Annotated in this window: 22 protein-coding genes; 10 read left to right on the forward strand and 12 right to left on the reverse strand. The window is 73.4% G+C overall.

Features of this window, described 5'->3' with window-relative positions; all coding sequences use genetic code 11:
- Positions 1-285 precede the first annotated feature (285 nt).
- The 3 genes from ACZ6X9_RS06145 to ACZ6X9_RS06155 all read left to right on the forward strand — a co-directional run bounded on the left by ACZ6X9_RS06145 (position 286) and on the right by ACZ6X9_RS06155 (position 4039).
- Positions 286-1488, forward strand: a complete 1203-nt coding sequence (locus ACZ6X9_RS06145) for a cytochrome P450 (RefSeq protein ID WP_469776749.1) — start codon at positions 286-288, stop codon at positions 1486-1488.
- Between the two features lie 124 nt (positions 1489-1612).
- Positions 1613-2827 carry an FAD-dependent oxidoreductase gene (locus ACZ6X9_RS06150; protein WP_469776750.1) on the forward strand — a complete coding sequence of 405 codons (1215 nt, stop codon included), beginning with the start codon at positions 1613-1615 and terminating at the stop codon, positions 2825-2827.
- Between the two features lie 57 nt (positions 2828-2884).
- Positions 2885-4039 (forward strand): nucleotide disphospho-sugar-binding domain-containing protein, encoded by a 1155-nt coding sequence (locus ACZ6X9_RS06155; protein WP_469776751.1) that lies wholly within the window; start codon positions 2885-2887, stop codon positions 4037-4039.
- 48 nt (positions 4040-4087) lie between these two features.
- On the opposite strand, the gene ACZ6X9_RS06160 is transcribed toward ACZ6X9_RS06155, so the two are convergent.
- The 3 genes from ACZ6X9_RS06160 to sph form a co-directional block, all read right to left on the reverse strand.
- Positions 4088-5029 carry an SMP-30/gluconolactonase/LRE family protein gene (locus ACZ6X9_RS06160; protein ID WP_469776752.1) on the reverse strand — a complete coding sequence of 314 codons (942 nt, stop codon included), beginning with the start codon at positions 5027-5029 and terminating at the stop codon, positions 4088-4090.
- A 240-nt stretch (positions 5030-5269) separates the two neighbouring features.
- On the reverse strand, positions 5270-6457 hold the full coding sequence (locus ACZ6X9_RS06165; protein ID WP_469777619.1) for a saccharopine dehydrogenase family protein: 1188 nt from the start codon (positions 6455-6457) through the stop codon (positions 5270-5272).
- A gap of 132 nt (positions 6458-6589) precedes the next feature.
- Positions 6590-7618, reverse strand: a complete 1029-nt coding sequence (sph, locus tag ACZ6X9_RS06170) for a sphingomyelin phosphodiesterase (RefSeq protein ID WP_469776753.1) — start codon at positions 7616-7618, stop codon at positions 6590-6592.
- Between the two features lie 550 nt (positions 7619-8168).
- Here sph and tdh point away from each other — a divergent pair.
- The 3 genes from tdh (at position 8169) to ACZ6X9_RS06185 (ending at position 11414) form a co-directional block, all read left to right on the forward strand.
- Positions 8169-9197 carry an L-threonine 3-dehydrogenase gene (gene tdh / locus ACZ6X9_RS06175; protein ID WP_469776754.1) on the forward strand — a complete coding sequence of 343 codons (1029 nt, stop codon included), beginning with the start codon at positions 8169-8171 and terminating at the stop codon, positions 9195-9197.
- A gap of 66 nt (positions 9198-9263) precedes the next feature.
- Complete coding sequence (locus ACZ6X9_RS06180) at positions 9264-10457, forward strand: glycine C-acetyltransferase (RefSeq protein ID WP_469776755.1); 1194 nt, start codon at positions 9264-9266, stop codon at positions 10455-10457.
- 42 nt (positions 10458-10499) lie between these two features.
- Complete coding sequence (locus tag ACZ6X9_RS06185; RefSeq protein WP_469776756.1) at positions 10500-11414, forward strand: LysR family transcriptional regulator; 915 nt, start codon at positions 10500-10502, stop codon at positions 11412-11414.
- A gap of 155 nt (positions 11415-11569) precedes the next feature.
- On the opposite strand, the gene ACZ6X9_RS06190 is transcribed toward ACZ6X9_RS06185, so the two are convergent.
- Positions 11570-12517: an NADP-dependent oxidoreductase gene (locus tag ACZ6X9_RS06190; protein ID WP_469776757.1), complete on the reverse strand. Its 948-nt coding sequence runs from the start codon at positions 12515-12517 to the stop codon at positions 11570-11572.
- 301 nt (positions 12518-12818) lie between these two features.
- On the opposite strand from ACZ6X9_RS06190, the gene ACZ6X9_RS06195 reads away from it, so the two are divergent.
- Complete coding sequence (locus ACZ6X9_RS06195; RefSeq protein ID WP_469776758.1) at positions 12819-13298, forward strand: hypothetical protein; 480 nt, start codon at positions 12819-12821, stop codon at positions 13296-13298.
- Between the two features lie 42 nt (positions 13299-13340).
- On the opposite strand, the gene ACZ6X9_RS06200 is transcribed toward ACZ6X9_RS06195, so the two are convergent.
- Both ACZ6X9_RS06200 and ACZ6X9_RS06205 read right to left on the reverse strand, forming a co-directional pair.
- Complete coding sequence (locus ACZ6X9_RS06200; RefSeq protein WP_469776759.1) at positions 13341-13652, reverse strand: hypothetical protein; 312 nt, start codon at positions 13650-13652, stop codon at positions 13341-13343.
- Between the two features lie 583 nt (positions 13653-14235).
- Positions 14236-15069 (reverse strand): helix-turn-helix transcriptional regulator, encoded by an 834-nt coding sequence (locus tag ACZ6X9_RS06205; RefSeq protein ID WP_469776760.1) that lies wholly within the window; start codon positions 15067-15069, stop codon positions 14236-14238.
- A gap of 163 nt (positions 15070-15232) precedes the next feature.
- Here ACZ6X9_RS06205 and ACZ6X9_RS06210 point away from each other — a divergent pair, with 163 nt between their 5' ends.
- Positions 15233-16003: an SDR family NAD(P)-dependent oxidoreductase gene (locus ACZ6X9_RS06210; RefSeq protein WP_469776761.1), complete on the forward strand. Its 771-nt coding sequence runs from the start codon at positions 15233-15235 to the stop codon at positions 16001-16003.
- 256 nt (positions 16004-16259) lie between these two features.
- Here the strand turns inward: ACZ6X9_RS06210 and ACZ6X9_RS06215 are convergent, their stop codons facing one another.
- On the reverse strand, positions 16260-17168 hold the full coding sequence (locus ACZ6X9_RS06215; RefSeq protein ID WP_469777620.1) for a GlxA family transcriptional regulator: 909 nt from the start codon (positions 17166-17168) through the stop codon (positions 16260-16262).
- A gap of 140 nt (positions 17169-17308) precedes the next feature.
- On the opposite strand from ACZ6X9_RS06215, the gene ACZ6X9_RS06220 reads away from it, so the two are divergent.
- On the forward strand, positions 17309-17902 hold the full coding sequence (locus ACZ6X9_RS06220) for an MBL fold metallo-hydrolase (protein ID WP_469776762.1): 594 nt from the start codon (positions 17309-17311) through the stop codon (positions 17900-17902).
- A 245-nt stretch (positions 17903-18147) separates the two neighbouring features.
- On the forward strand, positions 18148-18393 hold the full coding sequence (locus tag ACZ6X9_RS06225) for a hypothetical protein (protein WP_469776763.1): 246 nt from the start codon (positions 18148-18150) through the stop codon (positions 18391-18393).
- Between the two features lie 148 nt (positions 18394-18541).
- Here ACZ6X9_RS06225 and ACZ6X9_RS06230 read toward each other — a convergent pair whose 3' ends face one another.
- The 5 genes from ACZ6X9_RS06230 to ACZ6X9_RS06250 all read right to left on the reverse strand — a co-directional run bounded on the left by ACZ6X9_RS06230 (position 18542) and on the right by ACZ6X9_RS06250 (position 22509).
- Positions 18542-19102: a superoxide dismutase family protein gene (locus tag ACZ6X9_RS06230; protein WP_469776764.1), complete on the reverse strand. Its 561-nt coding sequence runs from the start codon at positions 19100-19102 to the stop codon at positions 18542-18544.
- Between the two features lie 112 nt (positions 19103-19214).
- The gene (locus tag ACZ6X9_RS06235; protein WP_469776765.1) at positions 19215-20324 is read right to left on the reverse strand and encodes a methyltransferase; all 1110 of its coding nucleotides are present in this window, start codon (positions 20322-20324) and stop codon (positions 19215-19217) included.
- A gap of 332 nt (positions 20325-20656) precedes the next feature.
- Complete coding sequence (locus ACZ6X9_RS06240; protein WP_469776766.1) at positions 20657-20941, reverse strand: hypothetical protein; 285 nt, start codon at positions 20939-20941, stop codon at positions 20657-20659.
- A 274-nt stretch (positions 20942-21215) separates the two neighbouring features.
- On the reverse strand, positions 21216-22157 hold the full coding sequence (locus tag ACZ6X9_RS06245) for an enoyl-CoA hydratase/isomerase family protein (protein WP_469776767.1): 942 nt from the start codon (positions 22155-22157) through the stop codon (positions 21216-21218).
- A complete protein-coding gene (locus ACZ6X9_RS06250) occupies positions 22075-22509 on the reverse strand; it encodes a PaaI family thioesterase (protein ID WP_469776768.1) in 435 nt (144 codons plus the stop codon). The genes ACZ6X9_RS06245 and ACZ6X9_RS06250 overlap by 83 nt, the downstream gene beginning before the upstream one ends.
- Positions 22510-22530: the final 21 nt, after the last annotated feature.

Below are 22530 nucleotides of genomic sequence, written 5' to 3' on the forward strand. Positions count from 1 at the left end.
CGCCGGACCGGGCCGACGGACGCCTCGGCGCCACCGTCGTCACGATCGGCTCCGCCCACGAAGAGTTCCGACGTCCCGTCCCGTTCGGTCCTGTCCCGTCGCCCTCGGCCCTCTTCGCTCTCAGCTCCGCCCCGTCGTCTTCCGTTCTCCGGCACCGGTCGCCGGGACCTCCACAGGACGACGCCGCACCTCGCGGGCCCCAGCGGCCCGGCGGGGGCCGCCCGGCTCTCCATCACCGTGCGACGGATCCTCCGTGCGCCGAACGACTCGCAGAAGGTGGCATCCATGTCTGCCACAGACACGTCCGGGCCACAGGCCTACCCTTTCGGCCCGGTGGTCCGACTCGACCTGCACCCCCGCTATGGGGAACTGTGCCGCAACGAGCCGGTCTCCCGGGTGCGGATGCCCTACGGCGGTGACGCCTGGCTCGTCACCGGCTACCACGAGATCAAGCAGTTCCTCGCCGACACCCGCTTCAGCTCGTTCGCGGCGACGGCCCCCGACACCGCGCGGGTGACGCCGCTGCCGCTGCGTCCGGGCAACCTGCTCAGCATGGACCCCCCGAACCACGGCCGGATCCGCAAGGTCGTCGCGCACGCGTTCCGCCCGCGCATCGTCTCGCAACTCGCGGACCGCATGCGCGACCTCGTCACCAGCGAGCTGGACGCCATGGAGGCGGCGGGCCCGCCCGGTGACCTCGTGCAGCGGCTGGCGGTCCCGCTCCCCGTCCGGATGATCGTCGAGCTCTTCGGCGTCCCGTACGAGGACCGGGCGCGGTTCCGCAGGTATTCGGACGTCTTCGTGGCCACCTCCGCGCACTCCAAGGAGGAGATCGACGAGGCCCGCGACGGCCTGGAGGCCTTCCTCCGCCGGCTGATCAAACAGCGCCGGGACAGCCGCTCCGACGACCTGATATCCGTGCTCATCGAGGCGCTGGACGCCGGCCGGCTGTCGGAGGTCGAGGCCGTGCGGACCGGCATCGGCATCCTCATGGCCGGTCACGAGACGTCCCTCAGCATGATCTCCAACGTCTCCTTCCTGCTGCTCGCGCAGCGCGAGCTCTACGAGCGGCTCTGCGCGGACCGTTCGCTGCTCGACCCCGCGATCGAGGAGATGCTGCGCGTCATCCCGCTGCGGTCGGTGGGCAGTTTCCCGCGCCGGGCCGCCGAGGACGTGGAGATCGGCGGGGTGCCGATCCGCAAGGGCGACACCGTCATCTTCCAACGGGCGGCCGGGGACCGCGACGAGCGGGTCTTCGAGGACCCCGAGACGATCCGCTTCGACCGGGAGAACAACCCGCACCTGGGGTTCGGCCACGGGCAGCACTACTGCCTCGGCGCGAGCCTCGCCCGGGCCGAGCTCAAGGTGGCCCTGGAGGGGATCACCGCCCGGTTCCCCACCCTCCGGCTGGCCGTGCCGCCGGAGGAGGTGCCGTGGAAGCCCGGACTGATCGCGCGGGCGCCGGAGGCGCTGCCCGTCACCTGGTGAACCGGGGCACGACGGCATGACACGACCGGACACGACCGAGCACGACCGAACCGGACGGTACGGCCGCACCGCATCGCACGACACGACCTACCGCACGACACGACCGACCGAGGAAGGGCAGGGGATGAGTCGTACGACGTGTGCCATCGCCGGTGCGGGACCCGCCGGAATGATGCTCGGCATGCTGCTCGCCAGGGCCGGCGTGGAGACCGTGGTCCTGGAGAAACACGCCGACTTCCTGCGTGACTTCCGGGGCGACACGGTGCACGCCTCCACCCACCGCCTCATGGGCGAACTCGGCCTGGGAGACCGCTTCCGGAAGCTCCCCCACCACCGCATCCACCGCCTCCAGGTCGTCACCGACGACGGGCCCTTCACGCTGGCCGACTTCCGCAGGCTGCCGGGCGAGTTCCCCTACATCACCTTCCTGCCGCAGTGGGACTTCCTCGACTTCCTCGTGGAGGAGGCCGACCGGTTCCCCAACTTCCGGTTGCTGCGCGAGAGCGAGGTCACCGGAATCCTGCGGTCCGGCGACCGGGTCACCGGCGTCCGCTACCGCGACCCCCAGGGGCGGGAGCGGGAACTCCACGCGGACCTCACCGTCGCCGCCGACGGCCGGCGCTCGGCGGTCCGCGCGGCGGCCGGGCTGCGGCACCGGGCGTTCGGCTCGGGCATGGACATCCTGTGGTTCCGGCTGTCCAAGCGGGACGACGACCCCGGCGGCATGGTCGGACGGCTCTCCGCCGACGGCCGGCTGCTCGTCCGCATCGAACGGCAGGGTCACTGGCAGGCCGCCCTCGCCGTCCGCAAGGGCGGCTACGAACAACTGCGCGCCGAGGGCCTCGAGGCCTTCCGGGAGTCGCTGGCCGCGCTCAAGCCGTTCCTGGCGGACCGGGTGCACGAGGTACGCACCTGGGACGACGTCAAGGTGCTCGACGTACAGATCGACCGGCTGCGGCAGTGGTGGCGGCCGGGGCTGCTGTGCATCGGGGACGCCGCGCACACCATGTCGCCCATCATGGGCGTCGGCATCAACCTCGCCGTCCAGGACGCCGTGGCCGCCGCCAACGTCCTGGCGGAACCGCTGCGCGACGGGACGCTGGAGGTCGCGCACCTGCGGCGGGTGCAGCGCCGCCGCATGCCGCCGACGGTGGTCACCCAGCGCATCCAACGGGCCCTGCAGACCGGCTTCCTGGAGCCGTGGATCAACGGCCAGGGGAAGTCCACGACCCCCCGGGTGCTGCGGATCCTGCGGCGCCTGCCCCCGCTCCAGGGCGGCCCGGCCCGGGCGATGGCGATCGGGCTGCGCCCGGAGCACCCGGTGGCGGCACTGCGCTGAACGCCTCCCCACACACGACCCCACCGCTTCCCGCTCCCGAACGGAGAACCCACGCCCATGCGCGTACTGATCACGACCACCCCGGGCACCGGTCACACCTATCCCCTGGTCGCGCTGTCCTGGGCGCTCCAGACGGCCGGCCACGAGGTCCTGGTCGCCTCCTGCGGCCCGGGGCTGGCCCTGGGCGAGGCCGGCGCGCGCACCGTGGACGTCGCGCCGGGCCTGTCCCTGGACCGGATGGTGGGCATGCTGGCCCAGCGCCACCCCGAGGTGGCCGGCAAGCTGCTCCAGGAGGCGGACGGCGCCGGCTACCTGGAGGTGGTGGGCGGCGCGGTCGCGGCGGCGCTGCGGCTCCAGCCGGAGATGGTGGCCGCCGTGATCCGGACGGCCGAGGAGTGGCGGCCGGACGTGGTGGTGCACTCCCCGCTGCTGACGCCCGGGATGGTGGCGGCGGCGAAGCTGGGGGTGCCCGCGGTGCAGCACGGCTTCGGCTTCCTCAACCCGTCCGCCGAGCTGATGCGCGAGCTGCACGCCGACCTGTTCGAGCGGCACGGGGTGGACCTCCCCGAGGCCCGTGCGGTCATCGACATCACCCCGCCGAGCGTCGTGCCCACCGAGCCCGGCGCCTGGCCGATGCGGTACGTGCCGTTCAACGGCGGCGGGCCGCTGCCGAAGCCGCTGTTCGACCTCCTCAACCGGGTGCCCGAGAGGCCGCGGATCGCCGTCTCGCTGGGCAGCGGACCCGTGCCCGGGGAGGCGGCGCTGGTCATGGAGCGGATCCTGGCCACGGCGCCCAAGACGGACGCCGAGTTCGTGGTGGTCCTCCCGCACGTCGACCTGGAACCGTTCGGTCCGCTCCCGGACAATGTGCGCGCCTTCGACTGGGTGCCGTACAGCGCGCTCCTGGCCCGCTGTTCCGCGGTCGTCCACCACGGGGGCCCGGGCACCGCGCTCGGCGCGCTGGCGCACGGGCTGCCGCAGATCATGCCGGTCCTCAAGGGGCTCGGCCGGCCGGTCGTCGCCCGGCTCGTCGCCGACCGCGGGGCCGGCCGGGCCGTCCGGACGGAGGAGATCGGGCCGGAGCTGCTGGAGTCGGTGCTGGCGGACGAGGGGCTGCGGGCCGCCGCGGCGGAGGTCCGCGAGGAGATCCGCACGATGCCGGCCCCGGCGGAGGTCGTCGGCCGGCTGGAGGAACTGGTGGCAGGGGCCTGACGCCGAGGGCCGCCCGGCCTCCGGGCCGGCGGCCCGGCCCCCTCCGCGTCAGTCCCCCACGGTCACCTTGACGATGCGGCCGGACGCCTCGGCGACGAAGAGGTGGTGCTCGGGGTCGAGACCGCCGAAGTTCCGGGCGGTACGGACGCTGGTGGGCATGCGCAGCCCCGTCGCCAGGACGCAGGACGCGCCGGTCGCCGGGTCGACGCGGACCAGCTCGCCGCTGCGGAACCCGGCCACCACCAGGTCGCCGCGGAAGTGCGTCAGGTCGTCCAGGAACTTGGCGCGCAGGGGATTGGGGCTGAGGCGAGCGACCGTGGTGTGCCGGCCGGGGTCGTGGAGGGGGATGCGTACGATCCGGGACGTGGGGTCCGTGAGGACGCTGACGTAGAGCTGGTCATCGACGATGTCCAGGCCGTTGGAGCCGAAGACGGACGCGGCCTTGGTCCACGCCTCGTCGCGGGTGCCGTCCGGGCGTATCTTGAGGACGCCGGTGGCCAGTTCACGGCTGAGGTAGAGGTTGCCTGCGGGGTCGACGGCGAGGCCGTTGATACCGGAGATCCCGTCCACGACCCGCTCCGGTCTCGGCTCGGCGGCCGACGGATCGAAGCGCACCACTCCCCCGCGCGGGGTCAGCGGGCTGACCCCGAAGTTGACGTACATCATGCCGTCCGGCCCGCGCCGGATGCCGCCGGGTCCGGCCAGCCGGAAGCCGCCGCGCGACGTGCCGTCGGGGGCGTACGCCTCGACCCGGTTCCTGCTCAGGTTCGAGACCCAGAGGGAGCCCCGGCCGTCGAACTCCAGGTTCTCCCGCCAGTCCGCCATCGGGACGCCGCCCTCGCGGAACACCTCCACGCGGGCCTGCCGCCCGCAGGTGGTCAGGGCCGCCGTGCCGAGGGGCGCGCGGGGTTCGGCCACGGCCGTGCCGGTCCCTCCGGTCATCAGCGCGGCCAGCAGGCCGGTCGCCACCAGGGTCGAACGCGTACGCATACTGCCTTCCTCCGGGTCCGTCGGTGTGGGGTGAGGGGACGCGGTCACGGCGCTGTGAGGGGACGCGGTCACGGCGCGGTGCGGCGGCGTGGGCAGGTGCCGGCCACGGCGCCGCCGGGTGACCGGCGGACGGCGCGTGTCGGCGGGCGACGACGTCCCGGGCCGGATTCCGTACGCCGGACGCGGCCGGTGCCCGGTACTCCGGCGCGGCCGCCGGCCGTGCCCGCCCCGCGGCCGCGTTCAGTCGGCCGCCGCGACGCGGAACCTGATCCCCGCCGCCGTGAGCCGCTCCGTCAGGGCGTCCCCCATCGCCACGGCGGTCGTCACCTGCCCGGCGGTGGGCGGGAGTTCGTCGTGCGCGAGGGAGAGTGCCGCCTCGGCGAACATCACGGCGGTCTCCCCGTACCCCGGGTCGCCGCCCGCGACCTCGGTGAACACCCGCCGTCCGCCGCCCTCGCCGACGAACCGGACGCGGAACCAGCTCCGGGCCCGGCGCTCCGCGTCCGGCCCCCGGCCGGCGGGGTGGAGTTTCGTCAACCAGTCGCGCAGGGGCGGTACTTGGGCGGCGGCGAAGAGGGCGGCGACTCCGGCCGGGGCGGCGAGCGCCGCCGGCAGTGTGGGCAGCGCCGCGTAGTGCCGGTAGCGGAAGTCGGGCCCGTACCGCTCCAGCGCGGCGGCCGAGCGCCGTACGACCTGGGGGTCGACGGTGGGCATCGGCAGCGCCCAGGTGCCCGTCTCCCGGCTGAACCGCGGTGCCCCCAGCGGCGCTTCCGCCCGGCGGCCGGCCGCGGGCCGCGGCTCGTGCCGCCGCCGTTCCCGCGCGGCGGCCAGCGCCTGCCGGCCGCGTCCCGCGATGGTCAGGACGGAGGCCAGGGTGCCGCCGGAGAAGGCGCCCCTGGCCTGGACGAAGCCGTCGACGCGCAGCGGCACGCCCTCCGGAAGTCGCCGGACGGTGTAGTAGACGCCGAGGTCGTACGGGACGGAGTCGAAGCCGCAACTGTGCACGATCCGCGCGCCGGTCTCGCGCGCTTGGGCGTCGTACCGCACGTACATGGAGTCGACGAACTCCGTCTCGCCGGTGAGGTCCAGGTAGTCCGTGCCCGCCGCGGCGCACGCGGCGACCAGCGGTTCCCCGTGGTGGAGGTACGGGCCGACGGTGGTGGCGACGACGTGGGCGGACTCCGCGAGGTCACGCAGGGCGGCCGGGTCGTCGGCGGTGGCGGTGAGCAGGGCGGGCTCGGGACCCGGCCCGTCGGCCAGGCGCTCCCGCAGCCGCTCCAGTTTCGCCCGGCTCCGCCCGGCGAGGGCCAGGCGGCAGCCTTGTGGCGCGTGGGCCAGGAGGTGGGCGGCGGTCAGTTCGCCGACGAAGCCGGTCGCGCCGAAGAGGACGACGTCGTACGGCCGCCGGGGGCCGTTCCGCCGGTTCATGGCACTGTTCATGGCACCTCCTGCGCCGGGCCGGGATCACCGGGGCCGTTCGCGCCGCCCGCACGTGATCCGCAACCCTCACAGAGCCGCCGCTTCCCCGTCAACAGTACGTTTCCGTCCGGTCGCCGGCGTTCAGCGGCCGCCGGCGACGACCGGATAGTGGTCGGACAGGTCGGTGTAGGTGTACTCCTTGCCCCAACCGGACACCGTCCAGGGCGCGGACCGCTCCTTGACCACCGTGTTCGTCCAGCCGGCGGGCCGGGCGTGGCCTTTGCGGTGCAGGACGTGGTCCAGGTCCTCGCGGGCGTCGTTCGGGTACCGGTAGGCGGCGACGGAGTTCTCGCGGGTGTCGAAGGAGTACGGGTGGCCGGTGCGGGCCTCCGCCGGGTCGAGGTCCGCGTCGGCGAGCAGGGAGGTGAACTCACCGCTCCGGGAGTCGACGTTGAGGTCGCCCGCGACGATGACCTGCTCGCCCGCCGGGATGCGCTTGGCGTCCAGGAAGGCGTCGATCTGCCGGAACTGCCGGGCCCGGTCGGCCGCCGCCTCACCCGCCGCGCAGCCGCCGTCCGTGGACTGCGTGTGGGTGCCGACGACATGCACCCGGGTGCCGGAGACGTTCAGGACGACGTACGCGAAGCCCTTGTTGGACCACCGGTCGGAGCCGCACGCGTCCTTGAAGACCACCTGCTCCTTGCGGACGATCGGCCACCTGCTGAGCACGGTCACCCCGCCGTCCTCGGGGGTGAGGGCGGAATAGGCCCCGCCGGTGGCGTCCCAGCCGTCCTTCGAGCGGCCGACGACGGGCGTCTGGTACGGATAACCGGCGGCGGCGCGGGACTTGAGCGCGTCCGAGGCGTCGTTGTCGAACGCCTCCTGAAGAACGACGACGTCCTGTCCCTGGAAGAAGCCGGCGGCCGGGATCGCCTCGGCCCGGTGTCGCTGTCCCCAGTTCGGGTAGAGGTTCGTGCTCATGAGGAAGGTGTTGTAGGTGAGCACCTTCAGGTCGGGCACGGCCGGTCCGGCGGCATCCGTGCCGACGGCGTCCGCCGGGTGCGCCAGGGCGGCGGCGGTCAGCAGGGCGGCGGCGAGGGCGGTCGCGGCGCGGGCGGGCCTGGGGAACGGCACGGGATCTCCTGAACGGACGGGGAGGGCGAGCGGCATGGGACGGTGGTGGCGTCGCGGCACAGCGAAGCGTCCGCGGGTGACGTCCGGGCGACCACGAGGTGAGCGGCGGCTTCCGGCGACGGGGCGGGCGGGGGGGGCGGCCTGTCGGGACGGCGGTGGGCCCTCCCGGACCGCGTCGGACAGCGGAGGGCACTTCCCTCACCGCGCGTGGAGCTGTTCGGCGTCGACCGCACCGGAGGCGTGTGGCACCGCTCACAGACCTCCCCCGGTTCCGGCTGGTCCGCCTGGAGCACGTGCGACGGTGAGCTGAGGTCCTGACGCAGCCGGAACAGCGCTCCTCTCGCCGAGCCGTGCGTCCGGCGGGAGGAGCGCGCGCGCCTTCACCGGTGCGTCCGGCCTACGCCGCCGCGGTGCGTCCGGCGTACGCCGCCGGAGCCGTGTGAAGTTCTTCTGTCGACCCGCTTAAGAAAACCTCGATGGACGCCGGGGGCATCACTCGGCACATTGGTGCGCGCGAAGAACCAGCGAAGCAGCACCATCACGGCCGCCGCCGCCCTGATGCCGACCCCCCTAGGAGCCACCGCCCATGAAGGCACTCGTCAAGCACAAGGCCGAGCCGGGGCTGTGGCTCATGGACGTCCCCGAGCCGGAGATCAGCGCCGGGGACGTGCTGATCCGGGTGCTGCGGACGGGCATCTGCGGGACGGACCTGCACATCCGTTCCTGGGACGGGTGGGCCCAGGGCGCCGTCACGACGCCGCTGGTGCTGGGGCACGAGTTCGTCGGCGAGGTCGCCGAGGTCGGTGCGGACGTCCGGGACATCGCGGTCGGCGACCGGGTGAGCGGTGAGGGCCACCTGGTCTGCGGCAAGTGCCGCAACTGTCTGGCCGGCCGTCGTCACCTGTGCCGCAGCACGGTCGGTCTGGGAGTCGGCCGGGACGGTGCCTTCGCCGAGTACGTCGCGCTGCCGGCCTCCAACGTCTGGGTGCACCGGACCGAGGTCGACCTGGACGTCGCCGCGATCTTCGACCCGTTCGGCAACGCCGTGCACACCGCGCTGTCCTTCCCGCTGGTCGGCGAGGACGTCCTGATCACCGGCGCGGGTCCGATCGGCATCATGGCCGCGGCCGTGGCGAAGCACGCCGGCGCCCGCAACGTGGTGATCACCGACGTCAGCGAGCCGCGCCTGGACCTGGCCCGCAAGGTCGGCGCCACCCTCGCCTGCAACGTCGCCGAGTCCTCGATCGCGGACGCGCAGCGCACGCTGGGCCTGCGCGAGGGCTTCGACGTCGGTCTGGAGATGTCCGGCCGGCCGGCGGCCCTCCAGGACATGATCGCCAACATGACGCACGGCGGCCGGATCGCCATGCTGGGTCTGCCGGCGCAGGAGTTCCCCGTCGACTGGGCGAAGCTCGTCACGTCCATGATCACCATCAAGGGCATCTACGGCCGGGAGATGTTCGAGACCTGGTACGCGATGACCGTGCTGCTGGAGGCCGGCCTGGACCTCAGCCCGGTGATCACGGGCCGGTACGGGTACCGGGACTTCGACGCGGCCTTCGACGAGGCCTCCACCGCGCGCAGTGGCAAGATCATCCTCGACTGGACCGCCTGACCGACTGGACCGCCTGACCGACCGGCGCTCTCCGGCCGCCCGTCTCTCCCTAGGAGCTTTTCCCCGATGTTCGACTCCGTCCGCGACGACCTCCGCGCCACGCTCGACGAGATCCGCGAAGCCGGTCTCTTCAAGCCGGAACGTGTGATCGGCACGCCGCAGAGCGCCTCCGTCAGCGTCACCGGCGGCGGCACCCCGGGTGACGTCCTCAACTTCTGCGCCAACAACTACCTCGGCCTCGCCGACCACCCCGAGGTCGTCACCGCCGCCAAGGACGCCCTGGACCGCTGGGGCTACGGCATGGCGTCGGTCCGCTTCATCTGCGGCACGCAGGACGTCCACAAGGAGCTGGAGGCGCGGCTGTCGGCGTTCCTCGGCCAGGAGGACACGATCCTCTACTCCTCCTGCTTCGACGCCAACGGCGGTGTCTTCGAGACCCTGCTCGGCCCCGAGGACGCCGTCATCTCCGACGCCCTCAACCACGCCAGCATCATCGACGGCATCCGCCTCTGCAAGGCCCGCCGCCACCGCTACGCCAACCGCGACCTGGCCGACCTGGAGAAGCAGCTCCAGGACACCCAGGACGCCCGCCGCCGCCTGATCGTCACCGACGGCGTGTTCTCCATGGACGGCTACGTCGCCCCGCTCCGCGAGATCTGCGACCTGGCCGACCGCTACGACGCGATGGTCATGGTGGACGACTCGCACGCCGTCGGCTTCGTCGGCCCCGGCGGTCGCGGCACGCCCGAGCTGCACGGCGTCATGGACCGGGTGGACATCATCACCGGCACCCTCGGCAAGGCCCTCGGCGGCGCGTCCGGCGGCTACGTCGCGGCCCGAGCCGAGATCGTGGCCCTGCTGCGGCAGCGCTCGCGCCCCTACCTCTTCTCGAACTCCCTCGCCCCGGTCATCGCCGCCGCCTCCCTCAAGGTCCTCGACCTGCTGGAGTCCGCCGGCGACCTGCGCGACCGGCTCAACGCCAACACGGCCCTGTTCCGCCGGCGGATGACCGAGGAGGGCTTCGAGATCCTGCCCGGCGACCACCCGATCGCCCCGGTCATGATCGGCGACGCGGCCGAGGCGGGCCGGATGGCCGAGCTGCTGCTGGAGCGCGGCGTGTACGTCATCGGCTTCTCGTACCCGGTGGTCCCGATGGGGGCGGCCCGGATCCGCGTCCAGTTGTCGGCCGCGCACTCGACGGAGGACGTCGAGCGGGCCGTCACCGCGTTCGTCGACGCGCGCGCGGCGCTCAAGGGCTGATCGCGGAGCCGGAGGTGCGGCCGGACCTGGCAAAATGGCCGGGTGATCGACCCCCGGCGACTGCGCGTCCTGCGGGCCGTGGCGGACCACCGTACGGTGACCGCCGCGGCCGCGGCGCTGTACCTCACCCCGTCCGCCGTCTCCCAGCAGTTGGCCGCCCTGGAGCAGGAGACCGGGCACGTACTGCTGACCCGCAGCGGCCGGGGGGTGCGGCTCACCCCCGCGGGTGAGATCCTGCTCGGCCACGCCCACCGGGTGGTCGCCCAGCTCGAACGGGCCGAGGCCGAGCTGGCCGCCTACGCCGACGGCACGGCGGGCGAGCTCACCGTCGCCGCCTTCGCCACCGGCATCGCGGAGGTGCTGGCGCCGGTGATCGCCCTCCTCGCCGGACGCCACCCGGGCATCCGGCTCCGGGTCCGCGACGCCGAGGGCGACGAGAGCCTGCCGCTGGTCATGGACGGGGTGGCGGACGTCGCCCTGGCCGTCGAGTACCGGGGCGCGCCGCGCGAGGACGACCTGCGGCTGGTCCGCGTCCCGCTCTACGCCGAGCCGTTCGACGCGGTACTGCACACCTCCCACCCGCTGGCCGGCGAGCCGCACGTCCGCCTCGACGAGCTCGCCGACAGCGACTGGATCGCCCCCTACCCCGGCAACCCGTGCCATGACATGACCGTCCTCGCCTGCGAACTGGCCGGATTCCAGCCCCGGTTGGCGCACTCCTCCGACGATTTCCGGGCCGTCGCCGCCCTCGCCGGCGCGGGTGCCGGCGTGGCTCTCGTCCCGCGCTCCGCGCTGTCGGGCATGAACCTCAAGGACGTCGTCGTCCGCCCGGTCGAGGGCGTCACCCCGACCCGCCGCGTCTTCGCGGCGGTCCGCCGGGGCGCGGAGCGGCATCCGCTGATCCGCCCGGTCCTGGAGGCACTGGGCGAGGTGGCGGGCTCGCTGTCGGCGTCCTGACGGCCGGTCCCGCCCGCCGCCCCGGCAGCGGGTGTACGCGGCGGGGTCCCTCCGACGGGGCGGGGTCCCTCCGGCGGGGCGGGGTCCCTCCGGCGGGGCGGGGTCCCTCCGGCGGCGGGATTTCAGGTGACGGCGGGATTCAGGCGACGGCGGGGTCAGGCGACGGTGAGGACGATCTTCCCGAGGTTGCCGCCGCGCTCGGCCAGGCGGTGTGCGTCGGCGGCCTCTTCCAGCGGAAGCTCCTTTTCGACGACTGGGCGCAGGGAACCGGCCTCGACCAGCTCGGTGATCGCCAGGAGCCCGGCGCGGTCCGGTTCCACGAGCATGAATCCCGCCCTGATGCCGCGCGCGGCGGCTTCGGGCACCACCGCGTTCTCCTCGGGCCCGGGCAGTGAGACGAGCGTGCCGCCGTGGTTCAGGGTGGCCAGAGTGGCGGACGTGTTCCGGCCGCCGAGGGTGTCGAGGACGAAGTCGACGTCCCGGACGGTGGCGTTGACGTCCGTCCGCGTGTAGTCGACCAGTTCGTCCGCTCCCAGCTCGCGGAGCGCGTCGTGCCGCGCGGCGCGGGCGGTGCCGATGACGTGGGCGCCGTGGGCCTTCGCGATCTGGACGGCGAGGTGGCCGACGCCGCCGGCCGCGGCGTGGATCAGGACCCGCCGGCCCGGGCCGACACGGCCCACGTCCACCAGGGCCTGCCGGGCGGTCAGAGCGGCCAGCGGCAGGGCGGCGGCCTCGGCGTGGCCGAGCCGTGCGGGCTTGTGGGCGAAGTGCCGGGCCGGGGCGGCCACGTATGCGGCGTAGGCGCCCGCCTGCGCCGGGAACGACGGCATGCCGTACACCTCGTCACCGACCTCGAAAAGGCGCACGCCGAGACCGACCGCCTCCACCACCCCGGACACGTCCCAGCCGAGGACGAACGGGGGCTCACCGAGGAACATGCCGGACGCGCGGGTCTTGAGGTCGATGGGATTGACACCGGCCGCACGGACCCGGACCAGGATCTCCCCGACCCCGGGCTCCGGCCTCTCGACCTCGCTCACCCGGAGGACGTCCGGTCCGCCGAGGGCGTCCTGGGTGACCGCACGCATACTCTTCTTGCTCATTTCAGACCTTTGCCGGTTGATTGGTGATGTATCGGCGCTGGCTATTGTCCTCCCCGAGACCGGCGAGATCATGCCGGGCACACCGCTCTCCACCCGGCGGGGCCGGCCGCCCCTCCCCCGGCCGTACCCGGCGAAGCCGAGTGCGCATGGCACAAACGTTCCCCTTCGGGGGACAGGGGCTTTGGCCAAGGTTCGGCCCGTACGTCCTGGCCGACAGTGGCAGGATGCGGGGGACAGACGGCTCGTGCCGCGGCGGGATCGCGCCGGGGCGTCGACGCCCATGGCCAGGGAGGGGATCACCATGACGCAGGACGCCGGAACCGCGCCCCGCGAAGCGCTCGTCTACAGCGACGACTTGACCGAAGCGGACGTGGTCGCGCTCAAGGAGTTCCTCAAACGACGGTTGCAGGAGGTGGCCGACCGCCATCCGGCAGGCACCGACGAACACGCGGCCGCCCTCGGCTTCGCCCACCTCGTCGCCATGAACGGCCTGGAGCTCCAGGACTATGTGATCGCCTGGCGCGATGTCGAACTCCGGCACGAGTACCCCGTACCCGAGCAGCAGGTCGCGCGGGAGATGTACTTCGGCTGGAGGCACCTGTGCCAGGCCGCCGCCGGCTGGAGCGGACACGAGGAGTTCGACAACGCACGCTGGCAAGCCCCGCGTTACAGCAACGCGAGCCACCGGGAACTCGTCGAAGCGGCCGAGGCGGGCGCCGGGGAGCGCGCCGAGGCCCCGGAATCCGACGAGGGGACGTGGCGCCCCAAGGCGCATCCGTGACACTCGGCTCCCGCGCCCCGTCCCTCTGCTGCGGGGCACGGCTCAGGATTGGAAGATGGCGGTGAAGTCGGTGATGACGCCGCCCTTCTCGTCGTCGATGGTGACGTAGAAGAACGGGCTGCACAGGTACGGCGCGGGCGCCTCCGATTTCTGGCAGCTACGCAGGACTCTCACCAGCGTTTCCCAGTCGGCGGACTTCAGCTCCATCCGCCGCGTCGTCGTGTTGCCTGCCAGCAGCCTGACGGTGACGTGCGCGGCGACGTAGTAGGGCCCCAGAGGCAAGTCCGTCTCGAAGTAGCCGCCGTTGTCGACGTCGGGCCCGCACGTGAGCTTCGTCCCGCGTGCCCCGACCACGCGGAGACCGTTCGGATGGACCTCACCACCATGCACCTGGAGCACTCGGTGCACATCACCGTCGATGAGGTTTTCCTTGCAGAAGTCCGGGGCGAAGCGCAGCCTTCCGGCCGCCGGGGACGCACCGGGTGCGCCGGGTGAACCCGAAGCGGTGGGCTTCGGACCGGCCGGGCTCGGTGTGACCGTCGGCACCTTCGCGGTACTGGGCGCGGCGGGCTTAGGACCGGCCGGGCTCGGTGTGACCGTCGGCACGCCCGCGGTCTCGGGCGCGGTCGTCGGCGCAGCGTCCGCCGCGCGGTCCGAGGTACAGCCGGTGACCGCGCCCATGGGCAGGACAAGCAGAGCGACTGCCGTGGCCGCGCCCCGCCACCACGTTCCGATCCGTACAGGCATGGCACGCCCCCTCGGGACTTGAGGACTTGGCAAGCTGACGTCACGTCACGGTACAGCGGTACGACCCACCGGGCGCGGGCCTCGCGCGCCGGCAGGTGGGCGAGGGACGAAAACGGGACCGCCCGGCCGTCGACGGACACGCCGGCGGAGACGGCGACCGTGTCCGCGGCGGACCGCCGAGCGGTACTGGTCACCCGGCCCGCCGCCGGGTGGCGTGCAGGGAGCCGAGGAGGTCGAGGGCGTGAGCGCCGGGGCTGCCCGGTGCGGCGTGGTAGATGACGAGTTGCAGCCCCGGCGCCGCACGGACGTCGAAGGACTGGTAGGTCAGCGCGAGGGGGCCGACGTCCGGATGACGGAAGTGCTTGATGTCCTGGGTCTTGCCGCGCACGGCGTGCGCGCCCCACAGGCGCCTGAACTCGGCGCTGTGCTCGGTGAGCGTGCTCAGGAGTCCACGTAGCCGGGGGTCGTCGGGGTCGAAGCCGGCCGCCTGGCGCAGGTGGGCGACGGCGGCCTCGGCCGCTCTCTGCCAGTCCGTGTGGAAGGACCGGCCCGCCGGGTCGAGGAAGGTCATCCGGGCCAGGTTGTCGGCCGGGGCGAAGGGGGAGTAGAGCGCGTCGGCCAGGTAGTTGACGGCCAGGAGATCGAGGTTGCGGTTCATCACGAACGCAGGAGTGCGGGTATGGCCGTCCAGCAACTGACGCAGTGCGGGGCTGATCCGCTCGGTGCCGCGGTGGGTGGGAGGGTCGGTGGGCGCGGCCCCGGCCAGTCGGTACAAGTGGGCCTGGGCGTCCGTGTCCAGGCGCAGCGCACGGCCGAGGGCGGCGAGTACCTGCGGTGAGGGGTGGCGTTCGCGTCCCTGCTCCAGGCGCGTGTAGTAGTCGGCGTTCATCCCGGCCAGGACGGCCACCTCTTCGCGGCGCAGTCCGGTGACCCTGCGGACGCCGTGGCTCACCATGCCGACGTCCCCCGGCAGCAGCCCGGCGCGGCGCGCGCGCAGGAATTCCCCCAGTCGGTTGTCGTCCATGCCCTCAGGCTAGGCGGCGGCCCGGTGTGCTGCCCGGGTATGGTGCACCCAGGCAGCACACGTCCTGGCCGCACCCCGCCGGTCCGCGCAGACTCGGCGGAGCACCACCGCGCCGCACGGGCACCGGCCCGGTGGCCGCCCCCCCATGGAAAGGACCGTTGCCATGACGGAACGACGACCGGGACGCCGGCTTGAGGGCAAAACCGCCCTGATCACCGGGGCGACCGGCGGCATCGGCACGGCGACCGCCGAACTCTTCGCCCGGGAGGGCGCCCGGTTGGTGATCACCGATGTCGCCGAAGGTCCGCTCCGGGGCCTGGCCGGCCGGCTGGAGGCCGGCGGCGAGGAGGTCGTTCCCGCCCGCCTCGACGTCTCCTCGGCACAGGAGTGGGACGAGGTGATCGGTGTCGTACGCGACCGGTTCACGACGCTGGACGTGCTGGTGAACCTGGCCGGCATCGTGGACTGGCCGGGTGTCGAGGACACCAGGGAGGAGGTGTGGGACCGCGTCATCGACGTGAACCAGAAGGGCACCTGGCTCGGCATGAAGGCGGCGATGCCGCTGCTGCGCGCGAGCGGCAATGCGTCGGTGGTCAACACGTCGTCGGTGCTCGGGCTGGTGGGGAGCGGCGCGGCCGCGGCCTATCAGGCGTCCAAGGGCGCGGTGCGGCTGCTGAGCAAGACGGCCGCGGTCGAGTACGCGCGACGAGGAGTCCGCGTCAACTCGGTGCACCCCGGCGTGATCGCCACCCCGATGATCCAGGACGTGCTCGACGAGCAGGGCGACGAGCAGCCTGACATCCGGCGCACCCCGATGCGCCGGGCCGGCCGCGCCGACGAGGTCGCGTCGGCCATCCTCTTCCTCGCCTGTGACGACTCCTCGTTCGTCACAGGCTCGGAGCTCGTGGTCGACGGCGGGCTCACGGCGCACTGACCACCTGCTGCCCGTGCCGCGCCCTCTTGTCCCGCGTCTCCGCCCCCTCGGCTGCCGGAACGACCGCGCCGCGCTCTCCGTCCGCGCGCCCGCCGCGCCTCCGGTGGCCCGCCGCGATCGTCTCGGCCGGTGCCGTCGGCGCGGTGGGGCCCTGTCGGCGAGGACGGGAGTCGGGAACGGGGCGTCGGTCACCGGCTCGCCTCCTTCCCGTGGCCTGGCAGCGGTCCGCGTCGGCCGCGGTGCGGGGCCCGGCCCGTTACGGCGTGCTGGTGAAGGCGCGCCGGTACGAGCGGGGCGGGACTCCCCGGCGCCGCACGAACTGTTCGCGCAGCACGGCCGCGCTGCCGTAACCGACCCGGCGGGCGATCTCCTCGACGGGAAGGTCCGTGGTCTCCAGGAGTTCCTCGGCTCTGCTCAGCCGCAGGCCGCGCAGCCAGGCGTGCGGGGTGGTGCCGGTCGCGGCGGTGAAGCGGCGGGCGAAGGAGCGTTTGCTCATCAGCGCGCGCTGGGCCAGCGCGGCGACGGGCAGTGGCTGGTGCAGGTGTTCGCGGGCCCAGCCGAGGACTTCGGCGAGCCGTTCGTCCTTGCCGTCCTCCGGGACCGGCGAGGCGAGGTACTGGGCCTGTCCCCCGTCGCGGTGGGAGGGCAGCACCATGTCCCGGGCGACGGCGTTGGCCAGCGCGGCGCCGTGTTCCCGCCGCAGCAGGTGGAGGCACAGGTCGAAGCCCGCGGCGGCTCCGGCGCCCGTGACGATGCTGCCCTCGTCGATGTAGAGCGCGTCGGGTTCCACGGTGACCTCCGGGTGGCGGCCGGCGAGGAGTTCGGCGAACCGCCAGTGTGTGGTGGCCCGGTGGCCGTCGAGCAGTCCGGCGGCGGCGAGCGCGAACGTGCCGACGCAGTGGGCCGTGACCAGCGCCCCGCGTCCGTGCGCGGCCCGCAGCGCGTCGAGTACGGCGGGGGCGGGCGGGGTGCGGAACGCGGCCCCGGGCAGGGCGATGACCAGGTCGGCGGTGGCGAGCCGGGTCAGTCCGTGCTCGATCGAGAGGGGTACTCCGCAGTCCGTGGGCACCGGGCCCGGCCGGTCCGTGCACAGGGCGACGTCGAAACCGGGCAGCGCCGCTCCGTGGGGGCCGAACACCTCGGTGACGACGCCGACGGCGAGCATGCCGACGCCGGGAGGGACGTACGCGGCGACGGTACGGAAGGGCGGCACGGGCGCCAGTGTGGCACACGTGGCACGAATCCTGCGATGAGTGGCATCCATGCCACTCGTGCGCCGCCCTCAAGATCGACAGGATCAAGGACATGACAGACGCACCGCTCGGCCGCAGTGCCGCGTACAAGGTCCTGACCACCGGCTATGTGGGCTCCACCGGCCCCGGGGTCGCCGCCACGGTCTCCTACGTATCCGACGCGGGACGGCACGTGATCTTCGACCCGGGCATGGTGGCGAGCCACGACGACATCCTCGTCCCGCTCGCGGAGCTGGGACTCGGCCCCGACGACATCACCGACGTGGTGCTCAGCCACCACCACCCGGACAACACCATGAACGTGGGCCTCTTCCGGCGGGCCCGGGTGCACGACCACAAGGTGGAGTACCTGGGCAACCACTGGACGAACCGGGACGCGGAGGGATACGAACTCACCCCGTCGCTGCGGCTGATCCGCACCCCCGGCCACAGCGCGGAGGACATCACCCTGCTGGCGGGCACGGAAGCGGGCGTGGTGGCCTTCGCCGGCGACCTGTGGTGGCACGCGGGCGGACCGGCGGACGACCCGGTGGCCCCGGACCGCGAGGTGCTGCGCGCCTCCCGGCTGCGGGTGCTGGCCGCGGCGGACCTGATCGTGCCGGGCCACGGCGGCCCGTTCACGGCCGACGACACCACCCCGCGCTAGCCGTCCCGCCCGCGCCGAGGCACCGTCGGACGGCCCGCGGCGCGGTAGGGGCCGGGTCGGCGCCGACGGGCACGGGCTCGCCGGTACGCCGTCCGACATCATCGCGGTCCGCCCGCAGCGCCCGCGCGGGTGAGGGGTGTTCCGTCCGTATGGCGGACCGGGCCGTGGGGTCCGGGGGGTGTGGGGTTTCCGGGCGGCGAGGGCGGCAACACGGGCAGGGACGGCCTTCCGGGAAGGAGTCCCCCGTGGTTTTCACCGCCCTGCTCATCCCTCCCCTGCTCCTCGGACTCATCTTCGCTCTCGCGGGGTACGAGGACCGCCTGCTGGGTGAGGTGCGTGCACCCGGCACGGGTACGCCCGACGCGAGTACGTCCGAACGGGCGTCGGCGAAACGCCATCTCAGCGTCGTACCGGATCTCCCCTCCGAGGCGCCGGTCTCGTCCGGCGCCTCCGGCGAGCGCGGCGGTCGCCACCGCCGGCACGCCGCGTGACGCGCGGTCCGGAGCCCGTCCGGCGTCCCAGCCGTCCGGCCGGGCGGGCTCCGGACCGTGACCGTCCGCTCTTCCGCGGGATCTCGCCCTTGCGCCGGGTCCCGCTCTTCCGCCGGGTCTCGGGCCCGGCCCGGGCGGCCGACCGGGGTCAGCGTGCCGTCCCGAAGGGCACCGTGACGCAGGCGAGCCGTGCCCCCGCCGTTCCCGCGTGGCCGGCACGGGTGTCGGTGGCGTGTTCGTGGAGGACCAGCGAACGGGCCTCCCCCGGGCGGACGCGCCAGGCCACGGTCGCCACGGCGCGGGCGGCGCCGCGGGCGTCGGTGGTGACGTCGAGCCACACCTCGTTCCGGGGGTGGGCGTAGGCGGGGTCGACCGAGGGCTGCACCGGGTCCTGCACGTTCTGGTAGTGCGGGCCCGCGTCCTCGGGCTTCGGCCCGCAGCGCTGACGGTGCACGTGCGCCCCGAACGTCCGGCCGGCCGGCAGCCCCCCGAGCCGCAGTTCGAACCGGGTGCCCCCGCCCTGCGCGGGGCGCTCCGCCACCCGGACCCGGGCGCCCCCGGGCACGGCGTCGGGCGCGTAGGTGACGGCGGTACCGCCCGCGCGCGTACGGAAGGTACCGGCGACGGTGACGGCGTCGGATCCGGAGCCGGTGCCGACGGCGGGCACCAGCGCCAGGAGGGCGACGGCCACTGCGGATGCGGAGATCATGTTTCCTCTCTTCCCCGGCGGGAGGCCCGCCGCACCGGTACGCGACGCGGTTCCGTCCCGCTCGTCCGTCCGCCGGCCGCTCCGGCGGGCCGCCACCCGGCCGTGCCCGCGCTCACCTGACGCCCACCACCATCGACTCGGGGCCGGACAGGTGCCGTACCCGGATGTCCCGGAAGCCGGCCTCGGACAGCCGGCGCCGGCACGTGGCGCCGGTGAACACGCCTCCGCCGGGCGTCTCCAGAAGCATGGTGAGGCTCATGAGGAGCCCTTGGACGTTCTCCCGGCGGTCGTCGTCGAGCAGCGTCTCGTGGACGACGACCAGTCCGCCGTCCGGGAGCGCCTCGTACGCCTTGCGCAGCAGCGTCCCGGCCCGGGCGGGGGCGAATCCGCTCAGGACGTGGCCGAGGACGACGACATCCGCCCGGGGCAAGGGGTCCGTGAAGAAGTCGCCCGCGGTGAAGGCCAGCCGGTCCGTGAGACCGGCCTCCTCCGCCCGGCGCCGGAACCCCGCCTCCACGGCCGGCAGGTCGAAGCCGGTCCCCCGCAGGTGGGGGTGGCGCCGGAGCAGATGGGTCAGCACGGCTCCCTCGGCGCAGCCGACGTCGGCGACGGTGTGGTGCCGGGACCAGTCGACCGCCTCGGCGAGGGCGTGGGCGGAGCCGGTGGAGAGGCCGGTCATGGCCCGCTGGAAGAGGGCGAGGCGGTCCGGGTCCCGGTAGAGCGCGGCGTAGATGCCGTCCTCGCCGTCGGTGATCCCGTTCTGCGGGGCGCCCGTGCGCAGCGCCGTCTCCAGGCGGCCCCACAGGCCGTACACCGCGCTGTCGGTCATCTCCAGGAACCCCGCGACGCAGGCCGGGCCGCCGCGCACCAGGTGGCGTACCGCGGCGGGGGTGTTGGCATAGGCGCCGGCGGACCGGTCCAGGAGTCCGAGTGCGACGAGGGCGTCGAAGAAGTCGCGGGAGGCCCGCGGGTGGAGACCGAGCCGGTCGCCCAACGCTTCGGCGTCCAGAGGCCCTTCGGACAAGACGGTGAAGAGGTCGAGGCGGGCGGCGACGAGCAGGACCTTGGAGGCCATGAAACCCATGGCGATCCGCATGAGGCCGTCGAGTCCCGGCGTCGTCCCGCTGGTCGTCTCCTCCGGTCCGGGGGACGGACCGGGGGACGGGTCGGGGGACGGGTCGGGGGGCGAGCCGGGCGGTGCGGAGCCCGTCGTGCCGTTCATGAGACCCCCCGTCGTGTGCTGCGGGCGCGCGGATACCGGACAGGTCCGCACTACCCGCCGGGTCTCCCGTCAGACGTCGGTGGGATCGGCGCTTCCGGGCGACCGGAGCATGGGGGTGGGTTCCCGCGTGCGCCGGGCGGCGCCGCGCCCGGCGTGCGGGGCACGCTCGCACGGCGCGGAGCGGCGGAGTGCGCTCCGGCAGGTGGCGGTGCTGGGGGGGAGACGGCCGGCCCGGGGCGCACGGGGCGGCCGTCGCGCGCGTACACGCGTGACGGCCGCCCCTGAATGCCCTTCCGGGGCGACGCGATCCGTCACCGCGGGAGGGGTGCCATTCAGCGCGGGAAGCGCTTGGACGCGTCCTCGTCCGCCTTGACGCACATGTGGAGCTTCCGCTGCAGGGCGTCCGCCTGCGCCAGGGTCCGGCGGGCCGCCTCGCGCCGGCCTTGGCGCTTCTGCACGGCCGCCTTGTTCTTCAACTGGGCTATCTGCTGGCGCAGTTGCGCCGGGTGGCAGGTGACGTGTCCCGCCGCGGCGGCGGTCTGGGCGGGCAGAGTCATGGCGGCCGTGCCGCCCGCCAGCAGCGCGCTCACGGCGATTGCGGCCATGCGTCGTCGCATGCGTTTCTCCAACTTCCGGTCCGGGCCCCTTCGTGGGGGATCCGTGGCCTCTCTGGGACAGGAAAGTCGGCCTCCTCGGTCACCCAAAGTGGTCGACGACGCGGAGCGTAACGGAGATCGTCTCCCTGGGAAGCTGACAAGTCGGGCAGAGAACGCGATCCCCGAACATAAGATCACCGTGGCCTGGGTCACTCCCCTCTCATGGGAGAAGCCCTTCTCATCAGGGGAAACTCCCCGACCGGACGGTACCGGGCGTGCCGTGGCCCGGCGCTCCTCAGGCGTCCCGCTGCCGGCCCAGGCGCAGGGATGCCAGGTACCCGCGCAGGATCCGGCCGGTGCGCTCGGAGCCCCAGATCCGCAGTATCTCGCCGTGGTCCAACGGCTGGGCGGCGCGGGCCCGCTGGTGGGTGGGCCGGTGGAGCTGCCGCTTGGACAGGGCGTAGACGTCCGACGGGGCGCGGCACAGCTCCTCGGCCCGCAGCAGCGCGGCGGTGAGCAGGTGTTCCGGCTCGACGAGCTCGTGCACCAGGCCGATCGAGAGGGCCTTGTCGGGCGTCAGCCGGCCGGCCCCCAGCACCATGGCGTCGAGTGCCGGGCCGACGGCATGACGGACGACCTCCAGGCAGACCGTGGGGAAGGGCACTCCGGCGGCGAGTTCGGTGAGCCCGATGGAACCGCCGGACATCAGCCGCATGTCACAGGCGGCGGCGAGCACGCATCCGCCGGCCAGGGCGTGCCCGTTGACCGCTGCCAGCGTCGGCCTCGGATGGTCGAAGAGGGCGAGCGTGGCACGGTGCAGGGCGGGGAGGAAGGCTTCGACGTAGCCCGGCCCGCCGTCGGCCACCCGTTTGAGGTCCACCCCCGCCGAGAACGACCGTCCGCTCCCGGTCAGTACGACCGCGCGGGCGTCGCCGACGGCCGCCAGGGTGTCGGGGAGCTGCGTGAGCAGTTCCCGGTCGAGTGCGTTCACCGGCCCATGGTTCAGGGTCAGGATGGCTATGCCTTCATGATCGGTTACGTCAATCACTCGTCGGTCCTTGTCCGTTTGGCCGATACGGAGCCGGAAGCCCGCGTCGGCGCGCGGGGCGGCTCCAGCAGTGGGAGCGCCTCTCCCCGCGCCCTCCGGTCGCCGATCAGTCGTCGTAGCCCTCGAGGTCGGTGAGCGGGATCTTCGACACCGTGTACGTCCCCTGCCCCGCCGCCACCAGCTTGCCACTGTCGCTGTAGATGTCGCTGCGCGCGACGTAGATCGTCTTTCCCGCGGTCACCACCGTGCCGACCGCGTGGATTCCCTCTTTCCGGACCGGTCGGATCAGGTTGATGTGGTAGTCGATCGTCAGGACGCTGAAGGTCTCCTCCATCGAGTTGGCCGCCACGAACCCGGCCGTGTCACCGACCTCGAACATCAGGGCGGCGTGCAGGAAGTCCGCGTTCTGGGTGAGGTCGCTGTGGAAGGGGATGCCGACCCGCGCGAGCCCGGCCTCCTCGATCTCGATGGTCTTGTCCAGGAACCGGGAGATCTTGCAGTTCATACAGCAACGGACGAGCTTCTCGAAGTGCGTGGACACAGTGCTCCTTTCTGCGTGCCG

The organism is Streptomyces sp. NPDC052910 (assembly GCF_055585605.1).